General features: G+C 36.0%; 16 protein-coding genes and 1 pseudogene. 10 read left to right on the top strand and 7 right to left on the bottom strand.

Annotated elements, in window-relative coordinates:
* A partial coding sequence (locus A9Q93_RS06685) for a TrmH family RNA methyltransferase (RefSeq protein ID WP_303686607.1) occupies positions 1 to 261 on the top strand: 261 nt, incomplete at its 5' end.
* Positions 262 to 330: 69 nt separating this feature from the next.
* Here A9Q93_RS06685 and A9Q93_RS06680 read toward each other — a convergent pair.
* From A9Q93_RS06680 to A9Q93_RS06650, 7 genes are all read right to left on the bottom strand, one after another.
* Positions 331 to 855, bottom strand: a complete 525-nt coding sequence (locus A9Q93_RS06680; RefSeq protein ID WP_303686606.1) for an OmpH family outer membrane protein — start codon at positions 853 to 855, stop codon at positions 331 to 333.
* Between the two features lie 73 nt (positions 856 to 928).
* The gene (locus A9Q93_RS06675) at positions 929 to 1,822 is read right to left on the bottom strand and encodes an OmpH family outer membrane protein (protein ID WP_303686605.1); all 894 of its coding nucleotides are present in this window, start codon (positions 1,820 to 1,822) and stop codon (positions 929 to 931) included.
* Between the two features lie 34 nt (positions 1,823 to 1,856).
* Positions 1,857 to 4,436, bottom strand: a complete 2,580-nt coding sequence (bamA, locus tag A9Q93_RS06670; RefSeq protein ID WP_303686604.1) for an outer membrane protein assembly factor BamA — start codon at positions 4,434 to 4,436, stop codon at positions 1,857 to 1,859.
* A gap of 1 nt (position 4,437) precedes the next feature.
* Entirely contained in the window at positions 4,438 to 5,172 is a 735-nt protein-coding gene (locus tag A9Q93_RS06665; RefSeq protein ID WP_303686603.1) for an isoprenyl transferase, read from the bottom strand.
* Between the two features lie 2 nt (positions 5,173 to 5,174).
* Positions 5,175 to 5,861 (bottom strand): DUF6089 family protein, encoded by a 687-nt coding sequence (locus A9Q93_RS06660; RefSeq protein WP_303686602.1) that lies wholly within the window; start codon positions 5,859 to 5,861, stop codon positions 5,175 to 5,177.
* A 101-nt stretch (positions 5,862 to 5,962) separates the two neighbouring features.
* Entirely contained in the window at positions 5,963 to 6,838 is an 876-nt protein-coding gene (locus A9Q93_RS06655; protein ID WP_303686600.1) for an NAD kinase, read from the bottom strand.
* The gene (locus A9Q93_RS06650; protein WP_303686599.1) at positions 6,839 to 7,495 is read right to left on the bottom strand and encodes a CBS domain-containing protein; all 657 of its coding nucleotides are present in this window, start codon (positions 7,493 to 7,495) and stop codon (positions 6,839 to 6,841) included. It abuts the gene before it with no gap.
* Positions 7,496 to 7,579: 84 nt separating this feature from the next.
* On the opposite strand from A9Q93_RS06650, the gene A9Q93_RS06645 reads away from it, so the two are divergent.
* The 9 genes and pseudogenes from A9Q93_RS06645 to A9Q93_RS06605 form a co-directional block, all read left to right on the top strand.
* A complete protein-coding gene (locus A9Q93_RS06645; RefSeq protein ID WP_303686598.1) occupies positions 7,580 to 8,293 on the top strand; it encodes a pyridoxine 5'-phosphate synthase in 714 nt (237 codons plus the stop codon).
* Entirely contained in the window at positions 8,293 to 9,054 is a 762-nt protein-coding gene (locus A9Q93_RS06640) for an alpha/beta fold hydrolase (RefSeq protein ID WP_303686597.1), read from the top strand. Before A9Q93_RS06645 ends, A9Q93_RS06640 begins: the two co-directional genes overlap by 1 nt.
* Before the next feature lie 103 nt (positions 9,055 to 9,157).
* Entirely contained in the window at positions 9,158 to 10,414 is a 1,257-nt protein-coding gene (locus A9Q93_RS06635; RefSeq protein WP_303686596.1) for an OmpP1/FadL family transporter, read from the top strand.
* 13 nt (positions 10,415 to 10,427) lie between these two features.
* Complete coding sequence (locus A9Q93_RS06630) at positions 10,428 to 11,954, top strand: G-D-S-L family lipolytic protein (RefSeq protein ID WP_303686595.1); 1,527 nt, start codon at positions 10,428 to 10,430, stop codon at positions 11,952 to 11,954.
* A 78-nt stretch (positions 11,955 to 12,032) separates the two neighbouring features.
* Positions 12,033 to 12,380 (top strand): phage holin family protein, encoded by a 348-nt coding sequence (locus tag A9Q93_RS06625; protein ID WP_303686594.1) that lies wholly within the window; start codon positions 12,033 to 12,035, stop codon positions 12,378 to 12,380.
* Between the two features lie 169 nt (positions 12,381 to 12,549).
* Entirely contained in the window at positions 12,550 to 13,878 is a 1,329-nt protein-coding gene (tig, locus tag A9Q93_RS06620) for a trigger factor (protein ID WP_303686593.1), read from the top strand.
* Between the two features lie 192 nt (positions 13,879 to 14,070).
* Positions 14,071 to 14,745: an ATP-dependent Clp endopeptidase proteolytic subunit ClpP gene (gene clpP / locus A9Q93_RS06615; protein ID WP_303686592.1), complete on the top strand. Its 675-nt coding sequence runs from the start codon at positions 14,071 to 14,073 to the stop codon at positions 14,743 to 14,745.
* Between the two features lie 131 nt (positions 14,746 to 14,876).
* A pseudogene (gene clpX, locus A9Q93_RS06610) lies at positions 14,877 to 16,112 on the top strand (ATP-dependent Clp protease ATP-binding subunit ClpX).
* A 195-nt stretch (positions 16,113 to 16,307) separates the two neighbouring features.
* Positions 16,308 to 16,674 (top strand): Ig-like domain-containing protein (locus tag A9Q93_RS06605; RefSeq protein ID WP_303686591.1); only part of this gene is annotated, 367 nt, incomplete at its 3' end.

Genomic DNA, 16,674 nt, shown 5'->3' with positions numbered 1-16,674 from the left:
TTACCTAAAGGAGCTATGCTAGTTGGTATAGAACTTACTGAGGACGCTATTTCTTTAGAAGAGTTTAAACACCCACGTAATTGCGTTTATTTATTAGGTGCTGAAGATCATGGCTTACCTAATGTGGCTATAGAAAAATCGCAACATATTATAAAATTTAATACTCCTAAAAGTCTAAATGTAGCAGTCGCCGGCAGCATCATAATGTATGATCGTAGTGTAAAAGGTACCAGCATTTACATTGATGGTAGGGCTACTTAAAAACGTCTTAAATAATAAAAGCCGTTAAGAATAACTCTTAACGGCTTTATTTATATGATTTCTTAGATATTACTTGATACCTAAATCTGCTTTTACATCATTAGTTAGGTCATAACCATCTGCCATGATGATTCCTGTACCTGTAGTAGAGTCAAGAACGTAGTCAAAACCTTTTGCACGCGCAACTTTAAAGATGGACTCTCTTACTTGCTTGTACAATGGCTTTAATAAATCTGTTCTTTTTTGACCCATTGCTTTTTGAGAGTTTTGGTAATACTCTTCTAGTTTCTTTTGACCTTCGGCAAGCTCAGCCAGCACTCTTTCATTCTCTTCTTGAGTTCTATTAGGAGCTGCTTCTTGAGCAGTTTGATACCTGGTCTTAAGTTCTTTATCCATAGCGGTTAACTTAGTCTCATAAGTTTTTGCTAGGTTTCTCAATTGCTTATCTGCAGCGATAGCGCTAGGCATAGATTCTACCAGTTCTTGAGATGCCACATGACATACCTTTGTAGGTTGTGCAACTTGTGCATGGCTTACTTGAGCTCCTGCGATAAGAAATACAACTGCTGCTATTAGGGATCTTAATTGTTTCATTTTATTTTTAGTTATAATCAATTTTATTTTACTTTTTTATTTTGAGCGGCTGCAAATATAAGAAGTTCCTATATCATTCACCATCTGGGTCATTCTTCTTCTCACGCGCTGCTTTCTTAGCCTCTAACTCTTCAATTCTTTTTTGCCTTGCAGCTTCTCTTACAGCTTGTATGCTGTCTTTTTTACGCTTGCGCTCTGCCATTAATTTGTCTCTACGCTCTTTATAGGCTGCTGCCTTAGCTGCTCTTGCAGAGTCTCTTTTTCTTTTTGCCTCATTGCGTGCTGCGTCACGCTCAGAGATTGCTTTTTGAATCTCTTCTTTTTTATCTTCTTTAGCCTGCTCTTTAGCTTCTTTTTCTTCAGCTTCTACTACAGATAAGTAAGGTTCATCTCTTTCGGCTGCTCCATCTTTTTCGGCTTGTTTGCGCTCTCTAGACTTTTGTTTTCCTGTTCGACCTATCGCTCTAAGAACTTGATCGCTTATATCATGACGCTCTGCGCTGTATAGCATTGCCATTTCAGAACTATCAACCACGTAGTCGTATTTCTTCTGGTTACCTATCTTCTGTATTTCATTGAAAACTTGATCTTGCACTGGCTGAATCAATTGTTGCTTCTGCAGTAAAAAATCACCTTGAGCTCCAAATCTTTTTTGCTGATAATCTGCAAGTTCTTCTTCTTTTAAAGCAATGTCTTCTTCTTTTTCTTCAATAAGCTCTTTAGTAAGAAGTACTTTCTCGTTTTGCAAGGCTGCTTTCATTTGAGAGATTTCATTTGCCATCTGGTCGATCTCTTGCTTCCACTTTTGCATTTTTTGATCGAGCTGCTTAGAAGCCTCTTGATATTCTGGCACACTCTCTAGAATGTACTCCATATCTATGTATGCTACTCTTATTCCTCTTTGCGCTTTCGCGAAAGCGAAACTTAAAACAGCTACTATACTAAAAATTAAAATCTTATTTTTCATAAGCTTGTTGTTTATTGAAATAATCATGCCATAATTAAAACTGTTGACCGATTATAAAGTGAACATTCCAGCCACTAGGATCTGTGGTGGCTGCATTAGGCACGGCGTCAAAACCATATCCAAAATCAACTCCTAATAATCCAAAGGCTGGCATAAATATACGCATTCCTGCTCCAGCAGATCGCTGAACGTCAAAAGGGTTATAACTTCTAAATCGATCATAGGACCCAGCTGCCTCTGCAAATGTAAGTACATAAATAGATGCTGCTTGTTCTAATGAAATAGGATAACGTAATTCCATGGAGAACTTATTGTACACGGTATCACCGTCTGCACTATTTGTAAGAGCACTGTTATCATAACCTCTCATTCTTATAATGTCACGCCCATCTAAAGAAAACGCTCCTAGCCCATCTCCACCTACAAAGAAACGCTCAAAAGGTACGAGACCTCGATCATTATTGTAAGCTCCTAAGAATCCAAATTCTGATTTTGTCTGTAGGATTAATTTATCATATAACTGTGTGTACCATGTACCTTCAAACTTGATCTTATAGAATTCTAGAAATCTGAATCGTTCTTGATCTATTTTACCTTGGTCTGCAATTCCATTAGTCTGAAAATCTGGATTATCTTCTATATTTTCATAATCTACACCATTCCATAGGGAATAAGGTAAAGTCATCTTTGCAGTAAGTGAGAATGATGATCCGTAAGTTGGGAAAATAGGGTTAACACCTACATTGTTACGGCTTAAACCGACTGTGTAAGCAAGATTGTTAGAAAAACCATTTGGGAAATTAAATAAGTTAGACTGGAAGTTTTTCAAATTATAATGCTGGAAAGAAACAGCTTGAGAAAACTGAAAGTACTGATCTGGCCATTCTAGTCTTTTTGCGAGTCCTACAGTTCCACCTGTAATAAGAAAACGCTGGTTTCTGTCTACTTCTCTAAAATTTTGTTGGTTCACACGGAATTGTTCACTGTGAGAGAAAGAAACATTAAACGATACTGGTTTTTTACCACCTAACCACGGTTCTGTAAAGTTTAAACTGTAAGTTCTAAATATTGTACTTGCTTGAGCTCGTATAGCAAGAGTCTGTCCATCTCCCATCGGGACAGGTTCGTAAGCTTCTCCATTAAAAATATTACGTAAAGAAAAGTTGTTGAATCGCAGTCCTAAAGTACCTACAAATCCACCACCACCATAACCACCTTGTAATTCTATCTGGCTGGCACCTGCTTCTACAAGTTCATAATCTACATCTACTGTACCTTCCTCTTGGTTTACATTAGTTAATTGTGGATTAATTTTTTGTGCATCAAAGAAGCCTAACTGTCCTACTTCACGTATGGAGTTAATGATCTTTTGTCTAGAATATTTTTCCCCTGGCGAGGTTCTAATGGCTCTATAAATTACGTGATCATTTGTTCTTGTATTACCACTTACCGTAATATTATTAAAGTAAGCTTCCTTACCTTCTACGATTCTTATTTCAAAATCGATAGTGTCGTTTTGCACGCGTGTTTCCACTGCGTTTACATTTGAAAACAAGTAACCACTATTTTGATACAAGTTAGTTAAGTCATCAGAATCTGGATCTTCAGGATTACTGATACGTTCATCAAAGGCTACTCCGTTATATACATCTCCTTTTTCTATTTTAAATAGACGTTTAAGTTGCTCATCTGTATAAACGGTATTACCTACAAACTTGATATCACCAAAGTAATATTTGCGTCCTTCTTCTACATCTATGTTTAAAGCAATGGTTTTATCACTTTCTTTAATCAAGGTGTCTGAAATTACACGTGCGTCACGATAACCATTCTCTTTATAAATATCTACAACAGATTCTAGGTCTTCTTGAAAATCTTCTTCTACATATTTAGATCTTTTAAAGACTCTAAGAATATTCTTCTTTTTTGTATTAGACATGGCGCCTCGCAACTGCTTATCAGTCAACTTATCATTACCGTCAAATGTGATGTCAGAAATTTTAACCTTTTTACCTCGGTCAATATCGATTTTCATGTTTACGATATTTGCACCTGTGGTATCTGGAACAACTCGAGTTTTCACTTTAGCATCAGCATAAAGGAATCCTTTTTTACGATACTTATCCTCAATGAAAGATCTGGTAGTGGTAACTAAATTCTCGGTGGCCTTTCTACCTTTAGTAAGCTTAAGCTCTTCTCTTAATGTTTTAATCTGACCTTTACGTAAACCGTCAATAGTTACATTATTAAGGTTAGGTACTTCAATGATGTTGATCTCTAAATTTATGGTATCAATTATATCATCATCTGGGTTACCTATAATCTCTGTAGCAAAGATTCTAATATCACTAAAGAGCTTGAGATCCCACATTTTCTTTACTACCTGACTAAGACGCTCTCCAGGGACAAAAACCTCTTCTCCTTTGCGCAACCCAGTAAAGGCTATAACAGTATTTTCATTATAAGTTTGACTTCCTGTTACAGTAATCTCTCCTATTTTATATTTAGTGGCATCACCTATGGCGAGGTCACCTCTATCATCTTGAGCTTTAATGGATGTGCTTAGACCTAAACACAATATAAATAGCAGCGCGTTTGCTAACTTTTTTGTCATTCTATAATTGTTCACTTGTTTTACCAAACCTTCTTTCTCTATCTTGATAATTATGTATAGCCTCGATTAAATGTTCTTTTCTAAAATCTGGCCACAGCACTTCTGTAAAATATAATTCGGCATATGCAATTTGCCATAATAGAAAATTGCTTATCCTTTGTTCTCCACTGGTACGTATTAACAAATCAACATCAGGCATATAACTGGTATATAGATGCTTGTTAATTACGCCTGTATCAATCTGGTCTAATTCAAGAGAGCCATCTTTTACCTGACTCGCTACATTTTTTATAACCGTAATCAACTCTTCTCTAGACCCATAACTTAAGGCCAGTGTTAAATCCATGCGGCTATTATCTTTAGTCGCGTGAATTACTTCATTAAGTTCACGTTGTGCTTTTGCTGGTAAAAGACTTAAATTTCCTACTGCTTTCAAAGAGATGTTGTTATCTCTTAAAGTAGGCAGTTCATTCTTAAGACTAGAAACTAAAATTTTCATTAAAGTATCTATTTCTAACTTAGGCCTTTTCCAGTTTTCTGTACTGAAGGCATAAAGAGTTAAATGCTCTACTCCTAGCTCTGCACAAGTTTCTACGGTCTGTCTAATTGCTTTGGCACCTTTTTCATGACCGCGCACTCGCATAAATCCTTGTTTTTTTGCCCATCTACCATTCCCATCCATTATGATGGCAACGTGTTTAGGAATCTTTTTTAAGTCGAGTAGTTCTTTTGCCATAATTAAAAATTACAATAACATGGCTTGCGCCCAAAAGTATAAGTAAGTGTAACACCACTAAACATATACCAATCATTGTTATTAATATTACCAAATCTCAAACTGTCAAAGTCCATATCGCCATCTGGATTACTCCCATCTAAATTATCAGTAAAAGTATATCGAGCACCTACCTCAGCAGCGAGAATAAGCTTAGGTGTGATATTTGCCTTTATACCAAAAACAATTGGGATCGCAATATCGACTGAATTGTCATACTCTTCCAACTCATTTGTGTTATTTAGTGCAAACGAACTATAACTAAAACCGGTCAAGCCCGTATATAAATAGGGAACAAATTGCGACCTTCCTGAATACAGGTCCCATTCCCAAAATGTATACTCAATACCTATACTAGCCTCAATTAAGGAGTAATTGTATTTCAATCCTCTTAAATCTCTAGAAATATCATCGCTGTCATTATCATCACCTATCATGTTTGCTGCAATAACACTGGCTCTAAAACTGTGTCTATTACTACGATTCCATTTAAAAATACCACCTATAGCCATATCTTTAAACTGAATATATTGAGTACTACCTACATCACCTATAATATTTGAGGTACCTGCAAATATCCCTACTTCATAGGTTTGCGCTTTCGCGAAAGCGAAACTGAAAAAAATAAATAAAATGAATAATAACCGCATGGAAATTTTAAAACGTGCAAATATAACAATTCTCATTACCCAGCATGAGGTTTACATGCTCGATTGTAGTATTCAAAACAAGTAAAGGCTCAATTTATTGTTTAATTGCGTTTATCTTCTCCCCAGAGAAGTTTTTCTCTTATGGTTTTTATAAAACTCTGACCTTGCAACTCTACGAGATCAATTGTAAAATCTGCTTTTTTGAGAGTGAGAATAGTTTCATTAGGGTAAGAAGCTATACGATTATCTAATGATGTGAGAAACTCCTCTTCTCTACCGCTTACTTTAATCATAATTTCAGTATGATCTGGAATTACAAGAGGTCTAGCATTAAGATTATGTGGTGCTATAGGTGTAATGACAAATGATGTATTACTAGGCGATATTACGGGACCGCCGCAACTTAGGCTATAACCGGTAGATCCTGTAGGTGTAGAGATAATCAAACCATCTGCCCAGTAACTGGTTAACAGTTCATTATTGAGGCGTGTCTCAATCTGGATCATGCTAGTAGTATTCATTCTACTCACAGTGACTTCATTAAGAGCAAAATTATGTGGTGAATTGTGATGCTCACCACTAGAAGAGCTGAGTGTAATGAGACTACGTTTACTCAACGTGTAGGAACCATCATATAGTGCATCAATAGCTTCTTTAAGCTTCTCTTTATTTAAGGTAGCCAGAAAACCTAATCTTCCCGTGTTAATTCCTATAACTGGAATGTTAACTTTGCCTATATAAGCTACTGCTCTCAAGACTGTACCATCTCCACCTAAGCTTATAAGTAAATCATAGGACTCATCTAACGTGTAAAATGAATTTAATTGTGTGGCTACATTTTCATTTTTTAAGAGCTCATGAAAACTGGACTCAATAAGCGTCTCGCACTTCTTTGAGTGCAATAGCTCAATAAGCTCTACACAGGTATTAACCGTATCATCGTGTAAATACTGACCATAAATAGCGATTTTCTTCATCTATATATTTAAGTATTTATTTAAATAATCAGAACGCTCCTTTAATGTATCTAGATAAGAATCCTCTTCTGCAGCACTGATTATCTCATAACTATATCTTCTAAAAGTTTGAAGTACTCCATTTAAATTTTGAGGACTAAGCTTAAGAGTTATCTCTGTTAAGTGATCTTTATGGGCACTTATGAAACACCCAAATAATTTAGAATCGTTAGACTCCACAATTTGAGCTACCTCGCTAAAGCTATAATCTGTATTTCCTTTTTGAACAACCACAACCGCGCCAGACTCATACATAAAAGGAGCATCGTTAAATAACTCCATTATATCTTTAAGCTCATAATAACCTAAATACTTGTTATCCTGACCTAAAACTGGCATTATATTACTTTGATGTTGTGCAAATGCCTCCAGCACATCTAACCAGTGTGTGTTTTCTTTTACAAAGAATCTATTGTAAGAATACTTAACGGTTTCTAAGATTTGATCTGCCTCAAAACAATGTGCATCATTTTCAGAGAGACATCCTACGTAGGCATCGTTTTCTAAAATAGGTAAATGAGAATAAGTAAGCTGGGAAAAAATTTCTTGCGCTCTAGATATCTGTGAAGAAATAATTAGAGGTTCCACATCATTTATAATGAACTGATGAATATTCATGAATGCAATTTTTATTGCAAATTAATCAATTCTGCACTTATGCCTCTGTTGTATTCCTTCGTATTTTTGAAATAAAAAGATATTATGGCCATTTTAAGTGTAAATGTGAATAAGATAGCTACTCTACGCAATTCTAGAGGCGGCGATGTTCCTAATCTTTTAAAAGTAGCGATAGATTTAGAGAGATTCGGTGCTCAAGGTATAACCATTCATCCTAGACCTGATGAACGTCACATTAAATATCAAGACGCTAGAGACCTTAAAAAAGTAGTACAAACAGAACTTAACATTGAAGGCAACCCAATAGATAGCTTTATCAAACTTGTGGATGAAGTAAAGCCTGCTCAGGTAACCTTAGTACCTGACGGGCCAGATGCACTTACTTCAAATGCAGGTTGGGACACTATAAAGCACAAAGATTTTCTTTCTGACATCGTTAAACATTTTAAAGATCAAGGAATACGCACAAGCATATTTGTTGATCCGGTTATAGAGATGATTGAAGGCGCTGCAAAAACCGGCGTAGACCGTATAGAGTTGTATACAGAAGATTTTGCAAGTCGTTACAGTAGTGATAAAGAAGCTGCCATAAAACCTTACATTCTTGCTGCCCAAAAAGCAAACGAGTTAGGTTTAGGAATCAACGCTGGGCACGATCTATCATTAGAAAACATTCAATACTTTAATAAGCAAATACCTAACTTATTAGAAGTCTCTATAGGTCACGCTTTAATATCAGAGAGCTTGTACCTAGGTTTAGAAAACACTGTTAATATGTACAAAGCAAAACTAGCCTAATGCTACATTCAATTATTTTAGGAGAAGGACAACCGTTCTTGATATTACATGGTTTTTTAGGTATGGCAGACAACTGGAAAACACTAGGACGTAAATGGAGCGATATGGACTATCAAGTACATCTTATAGACCAGCGCAATCATGGCCGTAGTGTGCACAGTGATAACTTCGACTATACCATTATGGCACAAGATATCAAGGATTATTGCGACCATCACAATTTAAATAATATTATATTATTAGGACACAGCATGGGCGGTAAAGTGGCTATGCAATTTGCAAGCCTACATAGTGGTTATTTGGACAAACTCGTTATTGCAGACATCGCTCCTAAAGAATATGCGCCGCACCACAGTGATATCATAAATGGATTACGTAGTATTAATTTTGACCAAGTTACTTCTCGCAATGATGCTGATGAAATGCTAGAAAAAATCATCCCTGATTTTGGAACGCGGCAGTTTCTTTTAAAAAGTTTATATCGTGTAGATAAAAATAAGTACGCATGGAGATTTAACTTAAAAGTCCTTGGTGACGCTCAAGATCGAGTAGGAATTCACCATAAAATAGAAAATCAAATCACTACTCCTACACTTTTTATTAGAGGTGGCAATTCCGGATATATTTTAGATGATGACATGATGCTTATTGAGCACGCTTTCGCGAAAGCGGAATTGCAAACTATAAATGACGCCGGACACTGGCTTCATGCACAGAAACCGCAAGAATTTTTAACAATTGTTACGAATTTCATAAAATAACAGTTGTTATGCAAGCATAATAATAACGAAAACGCTTGCGTAATATGAATTAAATATTAAATTTGACGCATATAAACCTAATATATACTTCAAAACCTTGATTATGAACAAAATAAAAGTTTTTGTTGTACTTTGTTTGATTTCTACATTTGCATATGCTGGTGGTTATCGTGTTAGTACACAAAGTAACAAGCAGTTAGCAATGGGACACACAGGAGTTGCCGTTGTTAATAGTGCAGACATCTTATTCTTTAACCCAGCAGGAATCGTCCATTTAGAAAATAAATTGAATGTGAGTGCAGGAGGATTTGGTGTTTTTTCTGATGTAAAATTTCAGAATGAAGATTTCGGTACATTTTCTGAAACAGACAGCCCTACAGGAACACCTGTTTACTTATATGCAACTTACAAGGTAACTGAAGATTTTGCAGTAGGTCTAGGAGTTTATACTCCCTATGGTAGTAGTGTAACATGGCCTACAGACTGGTCTGGTTCTCACTTAGTAAATGAGATAGACTTAAGTGCCATTTTTATTCAACCTACTTTATCATATCAATTATTTGATAGTGTAAGTATAGGTGGTGGACCTATTCTAGCAATAGGTGGAGTCTCTTTTAATAGAAACGCTAGTAGGACTCTAACTGACGAAGAAGGCAATAGATCTAATATAGGAATTGAAGATTCTGGTGTTACTGCATGGGGATGGAGCGCAGGTATCATGTTTACTCCTACAGACAAATTTTCATTAGGATTTAATTACCGTTCTCTTATTAATATAGAAAGTACTGAAGGAACAGCTACGTTCTCTAATTTTCCTAATAGTACGCTTACGCCATCTAATGGTCAGACAGGCTTCACTGCAACCTTACCATTACCAGCTGAGCTTACTTTAGGTATCAGTTATAAATTACTTGATGATAAACTTCTACTTGCTTTTGATTACAACAGAGCTTTGTGGAGCGAGTACAACAGTCTAGATCTTGAATTTAGTAACGGTGTAACTTCTATCAACCCAAGAAACTATAAAGATGCTTCTACCTATAGATTTGGAGCTCAATATGCAGCAACTGATAAATTAACGGTGAGAGCTGGTTATTACTTTGATGAGTCTCCTGTACAATCTGGATACTTTGCACCAGAAACTCCTCGTAACGATTCTGACGGTTACACATTTGGTTTATCATATTTAGTAACTCCTAAGTTATCTATAGACGGTTCATTGCTTTTCTTACAGTTCCAAGATGTAACTGAATCTTATGACTTTTACTTTGACACAGGTTCTCCTATAGCTGCTCCTTTTGAAGGAACATACAAGTCGTCAGCATTTATTGCTGGTTTAGGTCTAACATACAGCATGTAAAAAAAATATACAGATGAAAAAATTAAATATAAAATTAATAGCTCTTTTTCTAGCAAGTGTTGCTGTAGTGAGCTGTGATGAAGAATTTGAGAACTCCGTAGAAGATGGTGGAGTTTACACCTCCGGAGAAGCAGACTTTACTAAATATGTAACCGTAGGGAACTCGTTAACTGCAGGTTTTGCAGATGGAGCGCTTTATTTAGACGGTCAACTAAATTCGTACCCAAACATTATTGCTGGTCAAATGCAACTTGCCGGTGGTGGAGAATTCAATCAACCTTTAGTAAACGATAATACTGGAGGCTTACTTGCCGCAGGTGTTCAAATCCTACCTAATCGATTTGTTCTTGCATCAGATGGTATGGGTAACGCTGCAGGTCCAGCAGTCTATACTGGAGCTGCGCCAACTACAGACATTACCAATAAAGTAACGGGACCTTTAAATAACTTTGGAGTTCCTGGCGCAAGAGTATTTCACCTTGCAGCACCTAATTACGGATCTCTAGCTGGTGTATCTACAGGTACAGCAAATCCATATTTCGCTCGTTTTTCTAGCTCTGATGGCGCCACTGTAATAGGTGATGCTGCAGCGGCAAACGGAACATTCTTTACTTTGTGGATAGGTAATAATGATATACTAGGATATGCAACTAGCGGTGGTGTAGGAGTTGATAATAATGAAACAGGTAATGTAAATCCTGCAACTCAAGGAAATAACAGTATAACTAACAATAATGTATTTGGAGGTGTGTATCAACAACTAGTTGCTGCTCTTACTGCAAATGGAGCTAAAGGGGCATTAGTAAACATTCCTGATGTAACTTCAATTCCTTTTTTCACTACAGTACCATTTAACGCTATACCTCTAGATGGAGCTACTGCGGCATTTGTGAATCAAAGTTATGCTCAATATAACGGAGCGATGACTGCTTATGCTCAGACTCCTTTATTAACACAAGCTGAGGCTGATGCGAGAATAATTAATTTTACAGCTGGACCTAACGCAATTGTTATTCTTGATAAAGATCTTACAGACTTACCAGATCCTACGCAACCAGGACAGTTTTTACCTAAATTAAGACAAGCAACTGCTGACGATCTAGTAGTTTTTACAGCAGCTACCATACTTGGTACTCTTGCAGATCCTAATAACCCAGCATCAGTTATAGGTGTAGGAGTTCCTGCTGGAGATAACCTAGTACTTACCTCTAATGAGCAAGCTAGAATCACTGCCGCTCAAACAGCTTATAATTCCACTATAGAATCACTAGCACTAGCAAATGACCTTGCATATGTAGATGCACGCAGCGCTCTTGCAGATGTAGCATCAACTGGTGTACCATTTAATGGCGGAGTTTTAACTTCTACTTATGCAACTGGTGGTGGTTTTTCTCTTGATGCTGTTCACCCTACTGCCAGAGGTTATGCATTTACTGCAAATGCAATAATTGAGGCTATCAATGAAAAGTATGGTTCTACCTTACCTACAGTAAATATAGGAGCTTACCCTACTGTACAATTAAGCGATCAAGTTCAATAATCAAGAACTTATTTTATAATAAATCTGCTATGGAGTGATCTATAGCAGATTTTTTTATTTTTACATAAAACCTATCTAATGAAATTTATAATTAAACTACTTATTACAGCAGCACTTGTAATGGGACTTTCAGCACTTTTACCAGGTATAGAAACTTCTAATTACATCAACGCGATTCTGGTAGCTTTATCCTTATCGATTCTTAATTTTATAGTAAGACCCATCCTAGTAATACTTACTTTTCCTATCACTATCGTGACACTAGGCTTATTTCTGCTGGTTATCAATGTTATTATTTTATACATGGCAGACTGGCTTGTATCAGGATTTGACGTAAACAGTTTTTTCTGGGCCTTAGTATTCTCATTATTACTAGCTATTGCAAGATCGGTACTTTTCAAAATGCTAGATAAGGAAGAACGATAGATCATGAAATAGCTTTTTTAATGTAATGGTAATTGGAAATTATCTTTAATAACTCCATCAATAATCAAGTATAAACAACTCATAACAGATCAACTTTTGATCACTTTGATAGCAAGCAAATAAAGACTAATTTTGCAAGCCAATTTTAAAAGTAATTAAAAGTCTTTCAATGAACATTAAACGTACTGACATTGACGCGCTTAACGCGACTCTTACACTTGAAATCGCAAAAGATGATTATCAAGAGAAAGTAGATAAAATTTTAGCAGACTACCGCAAGACAGCAAACATTCCTGGTTTTAGAAAAGGACACGTTCCGGCAAGTCTTATCCGTAAAAAATACCGTACTCCAGTATTAGTTGAAGAAATCAACAAAATGATTCAGGAAAAGCTGAATTCTTATATTACTGAAGAAGACTTGAATCTCTTAGGAAACCCATTACCTAAAGAACAAGAAGAAATAGATTGGGAAAAAGATGATTTTACTTTTGAATTTGAAATAGGTCTTGCACCGGATTTTGAAGTTGAAGTAAAAGGTAAAAAAGCCATTACTCAATACGAGATAAAAACAGATGATAAAACTATTAACGACCAAATAGATCGCATACGCGAGAACTATGGTAAACTGATTGCAAAGAAAGAAGTTGCAGAAGGTGATGAAGTTACAGGTGTTTTTAGAAATGATGAGGAAGAAATCAATACAGATGCAACGTTCTCAACTTCTAAAATTAAAGGAAAATCTAATCTTAAGAAGTTTGTAGGAGCTAAAGTAGGAGATACTTTAGAGCTTAAAACAAAAAGCCTTTTTAATGAGGATCACGACCTTGCAAGCACTCTTAAAATAGAGCACGATAAAGCTAAAGATCTTAACGTACCAGTTCAGTTTGAAATTACTGAAGTAAACGAGCGTGAAAAAGCAGAGCTTAATCAAGAATTCTACGATAAACTATTTGGCCCAGGAGCAGTTAATAGTGAAGAAGAACTTAAAGAAAAACTGCGTGAAGATGCTGGAAAACAATTTGCACAGCAAACAGATCAAAAACTTCTAACTGACGTTACGGAATCACTAATTGAAAACACAAAATTTGATTTACCTGCTGATTTTCTTAAAAAATGGATCGCAAACAATGGTGAAAATCAATTAACTGAAGAAGAAGCTGCTGCAGAGTATGAGCGTTCTGAAAAAGGATTGCGTTACCAGTTGATAGAGTCTAATATCGTTAAGAATAATGAAGAACTTCAACTTAAATTTGAAGACCTTCAAGATTATTCCCGCACTATGATCAAAGCTCAAATGGCACAGTACGGTCATACTGACGCAACTGATGAAGAAGTAGATCAAGTAGTAGCGCGCATTATGAGTAATCAAGAAGAAGTAAAGCGCATGAGTGAGCAACTTCAAAATGAAAAAATGTTGAAGTTCTTTAAAGAAAATGCAAAGCTTAAAAAGAAAGAATTAACCTATGAAGAGTTCATTAAGGAAGCTTACAATGCTTAAATAATGACCTTTTACTATTGTAAGGCAAGTTCATCTTTTAAATTACAGTAGGAAATACATCTAGAAACGGCGTCGTGCTGTTTTAAAACGTTCTTCCCTTTGGGAAGGAATAAGTATAGGCTATCTTTAGGCGTTGACTTTTTTATCAATTAGTTAACGCCTTTTTAGATCAATAAAAAGTAATATTACCAAATGGATATAGCTAAAGAATTTGAAAAATTTGCCGTAAAAGATCAAGGAGTAAACTCCATGTATTACGATAAAATAATGGGTAGCATGTACCCAACTAATTTAACTCCTAACATTATAGAAGAACGTCAGATGAATGTGCTCGCTATGGACGTTTTCTCTCGTTTAATGATGGACCGTATTATTTTTATGGGAACAGGAGTAAACGATCAAGTAGCAAACATCATTCAAGCGCAACTACTTTTCCTAGAAAGCTCAGACGCAAATAAAGATATACAGATCTATATCAACTCTCCAGGTGGTAGCGTTTATGCTGGATTAGGAATTTATGACACGATGCAGTTCATAAAACCAGATGTGGCAACTATTTGCACCGGTATGGCTGCAAGTATGGGTGCTGTATTATTATGCGCTGGAGCAGACGGTAAACGTAGTGCGTTACCTCACAGTCGTGTGATGATACATCAAGTTTCTAGTGGAGCACAAGGTCAGGCTAGTGATATAGAGATTACCGCTCGAGAGGTCGTTAAACTTAGAGAAGAGTTATACACCATCATTGCAAAGCACTCTAAACAAACTTACGATAAGGTTTATGCAGACTCCGATCGCGATTACTGGATGAAGGCAGATGAGGCTAAGGAATATGGTATGATTGATGAAGTACTAAGAAGAGATTAAGAAATCATATAAATTAGGTAATGATCTCGCTTTCGCGAAAGCGGAACCGCAACCATCATTTGTAGTCTATTCTAACTTATTAGATGACAACCTACTTTTAACGATGTTTCAATAAACATCAATACAACAATATGAGTAAAGAACAACTAGAATGTAGCTTTTGTGGGCGCAATAAAGCAGAGACTAACTTGCTTATTGCTGGACTAGACGCACATATTTGTGACCGTTGAATAGAGCAAGCACACGGCATCGTACTTGAAGACACAAATGTTGATAAAGCTGGAGTTTCAAAAGAAGAACTGGACCTTAAAAAACCTAAGGCAATCAAAGCATTTCTTGATGAATATATTATAGGTCAAGAGTTTACAAAAAAGGTAATGTCCGTAGCCGTTTACAATCATTATAAAAGATTGTTACAACAAGATACCGATGATGATGTTGAGATTCAAAAATCTAACATTATGATGGTAGGACAAACAGGTACTGGTAAAACACTTATCGCAAAAACCATTGCGAGAATGTTAAACGTACCGCTTGCCATAGTAGATGCTACTGTGCTTACAGAGGCTGGTTATGTAGGAGAAGATGTAGAAAGTATTCTTACTAGATTACTACAGGCTGCAGACTATAATCTTGAAAAGGCACAAACTGGGATCGTTTTTATAGACGAGATTGATAAAATAGCGCGTAAAAGCGATAATCCATCTATCACAAGAGACGTGTCTGGAGAAGGTGTACAGCAAGGTTTACTTAAATTGCTAGAAGGAACGGTTGTAAATGTACCGCCTAAAGGTGGCCGTAAGCATCCTGATCAAAAGTTTATTGAGGTAAACACAGAGAACATCTTGTTTATTGCCGGTGGAGCCTTTGACGGTATTGAAAAAGTAATACGTAAAAGATTAAACATGCAAGCAGTAGGTTTTAGTGCTAGTATGTCTAACGATGGTGTTGCTCAAAAAGATAATTTACTACAGTACATTATTCCTAAAGACGTAAAAGACTTTGGGATGATTCCTGAAATAATAGGTCGTTTACCTGTATTAACTTACATGAATCCTCTCGATGCGGGAACTCTAAGAGCCATACTTACAGAACCCAAAAATGCCATTATTAAACAATATCAAAAACTGTTTAATATGGACGACATAGAGTTCACAATTACCGATGAGGCACTTACTTACATCGTAGAAAAAGCGATTGAGTACAAACTCGGAGCTCGTGGTTTACGCTCTTTATGTGAAGCCATTTTAACTGATGCGATGTTTGACATGCCTGGTGGAAAAGAAAAGGAATTGATAGTAACGGCTGATTATGCCGCTTCAAAATTAAATAAGAGCGCCATTCAAAAGCTTAAAGCGGTGAGTTAAAGAAATTAATATTATAAGAATAAATCAATCCCTATTATATTATTAGTAGGGATTTTTTACATCTATAAAATAACTACCATATTGCGACTTAGTTATGCTAAGTAGGAAAGTCAACTCAATGGATTCTCATAATGCGACCCAATTAATATATCAAATTAAAACAATCATCTTAAATTGCATTCGTTAAATCAACAGATGAAAAAGAACTTATTATATATAACTATAGCTTTATGTATTGCATTGTCCTTAATTCAATGCGCTAAAAGAGGCTCACCTACTGGTGGTCCTGTAGATGAAGAGCCGCCAGTTATTTTGAGGATATTTCCAGACAATTATACTAGAAATTTCAAGAAACAGATCATAGAGATCGAGTTTGACGAATTTGTAAAATTAAATGACTTGCAAAAACAATTAGTCATCTCTCCACCTTTAAAGTCACGCCCTATAATTTCTCCTCAAGGAAGTCCGTCAAAAAAGATTACCATAGAAATTACAGACACTTTACAAGATAACACTACATATGTTCTCAATTTTGGTGAAAGTATTGTAGATAATAATGAAT

The organism is Nonlabens dokdonensis (assembly GCF_002162835.1).
In the GTDB taxonomy this organism is placed as follows: Bacteria; Bacteroidota; Bacteroidia; order Flavobacteriales; family Flavobacteriaceae; genus Nonlabens; species Nonlabens dokdonensis_B.
The sequence above is the reverse complement of the archived record's forward strand: the minus strand, read 5'-3'. Positions and strand labels throughout refer to the sequence as shown.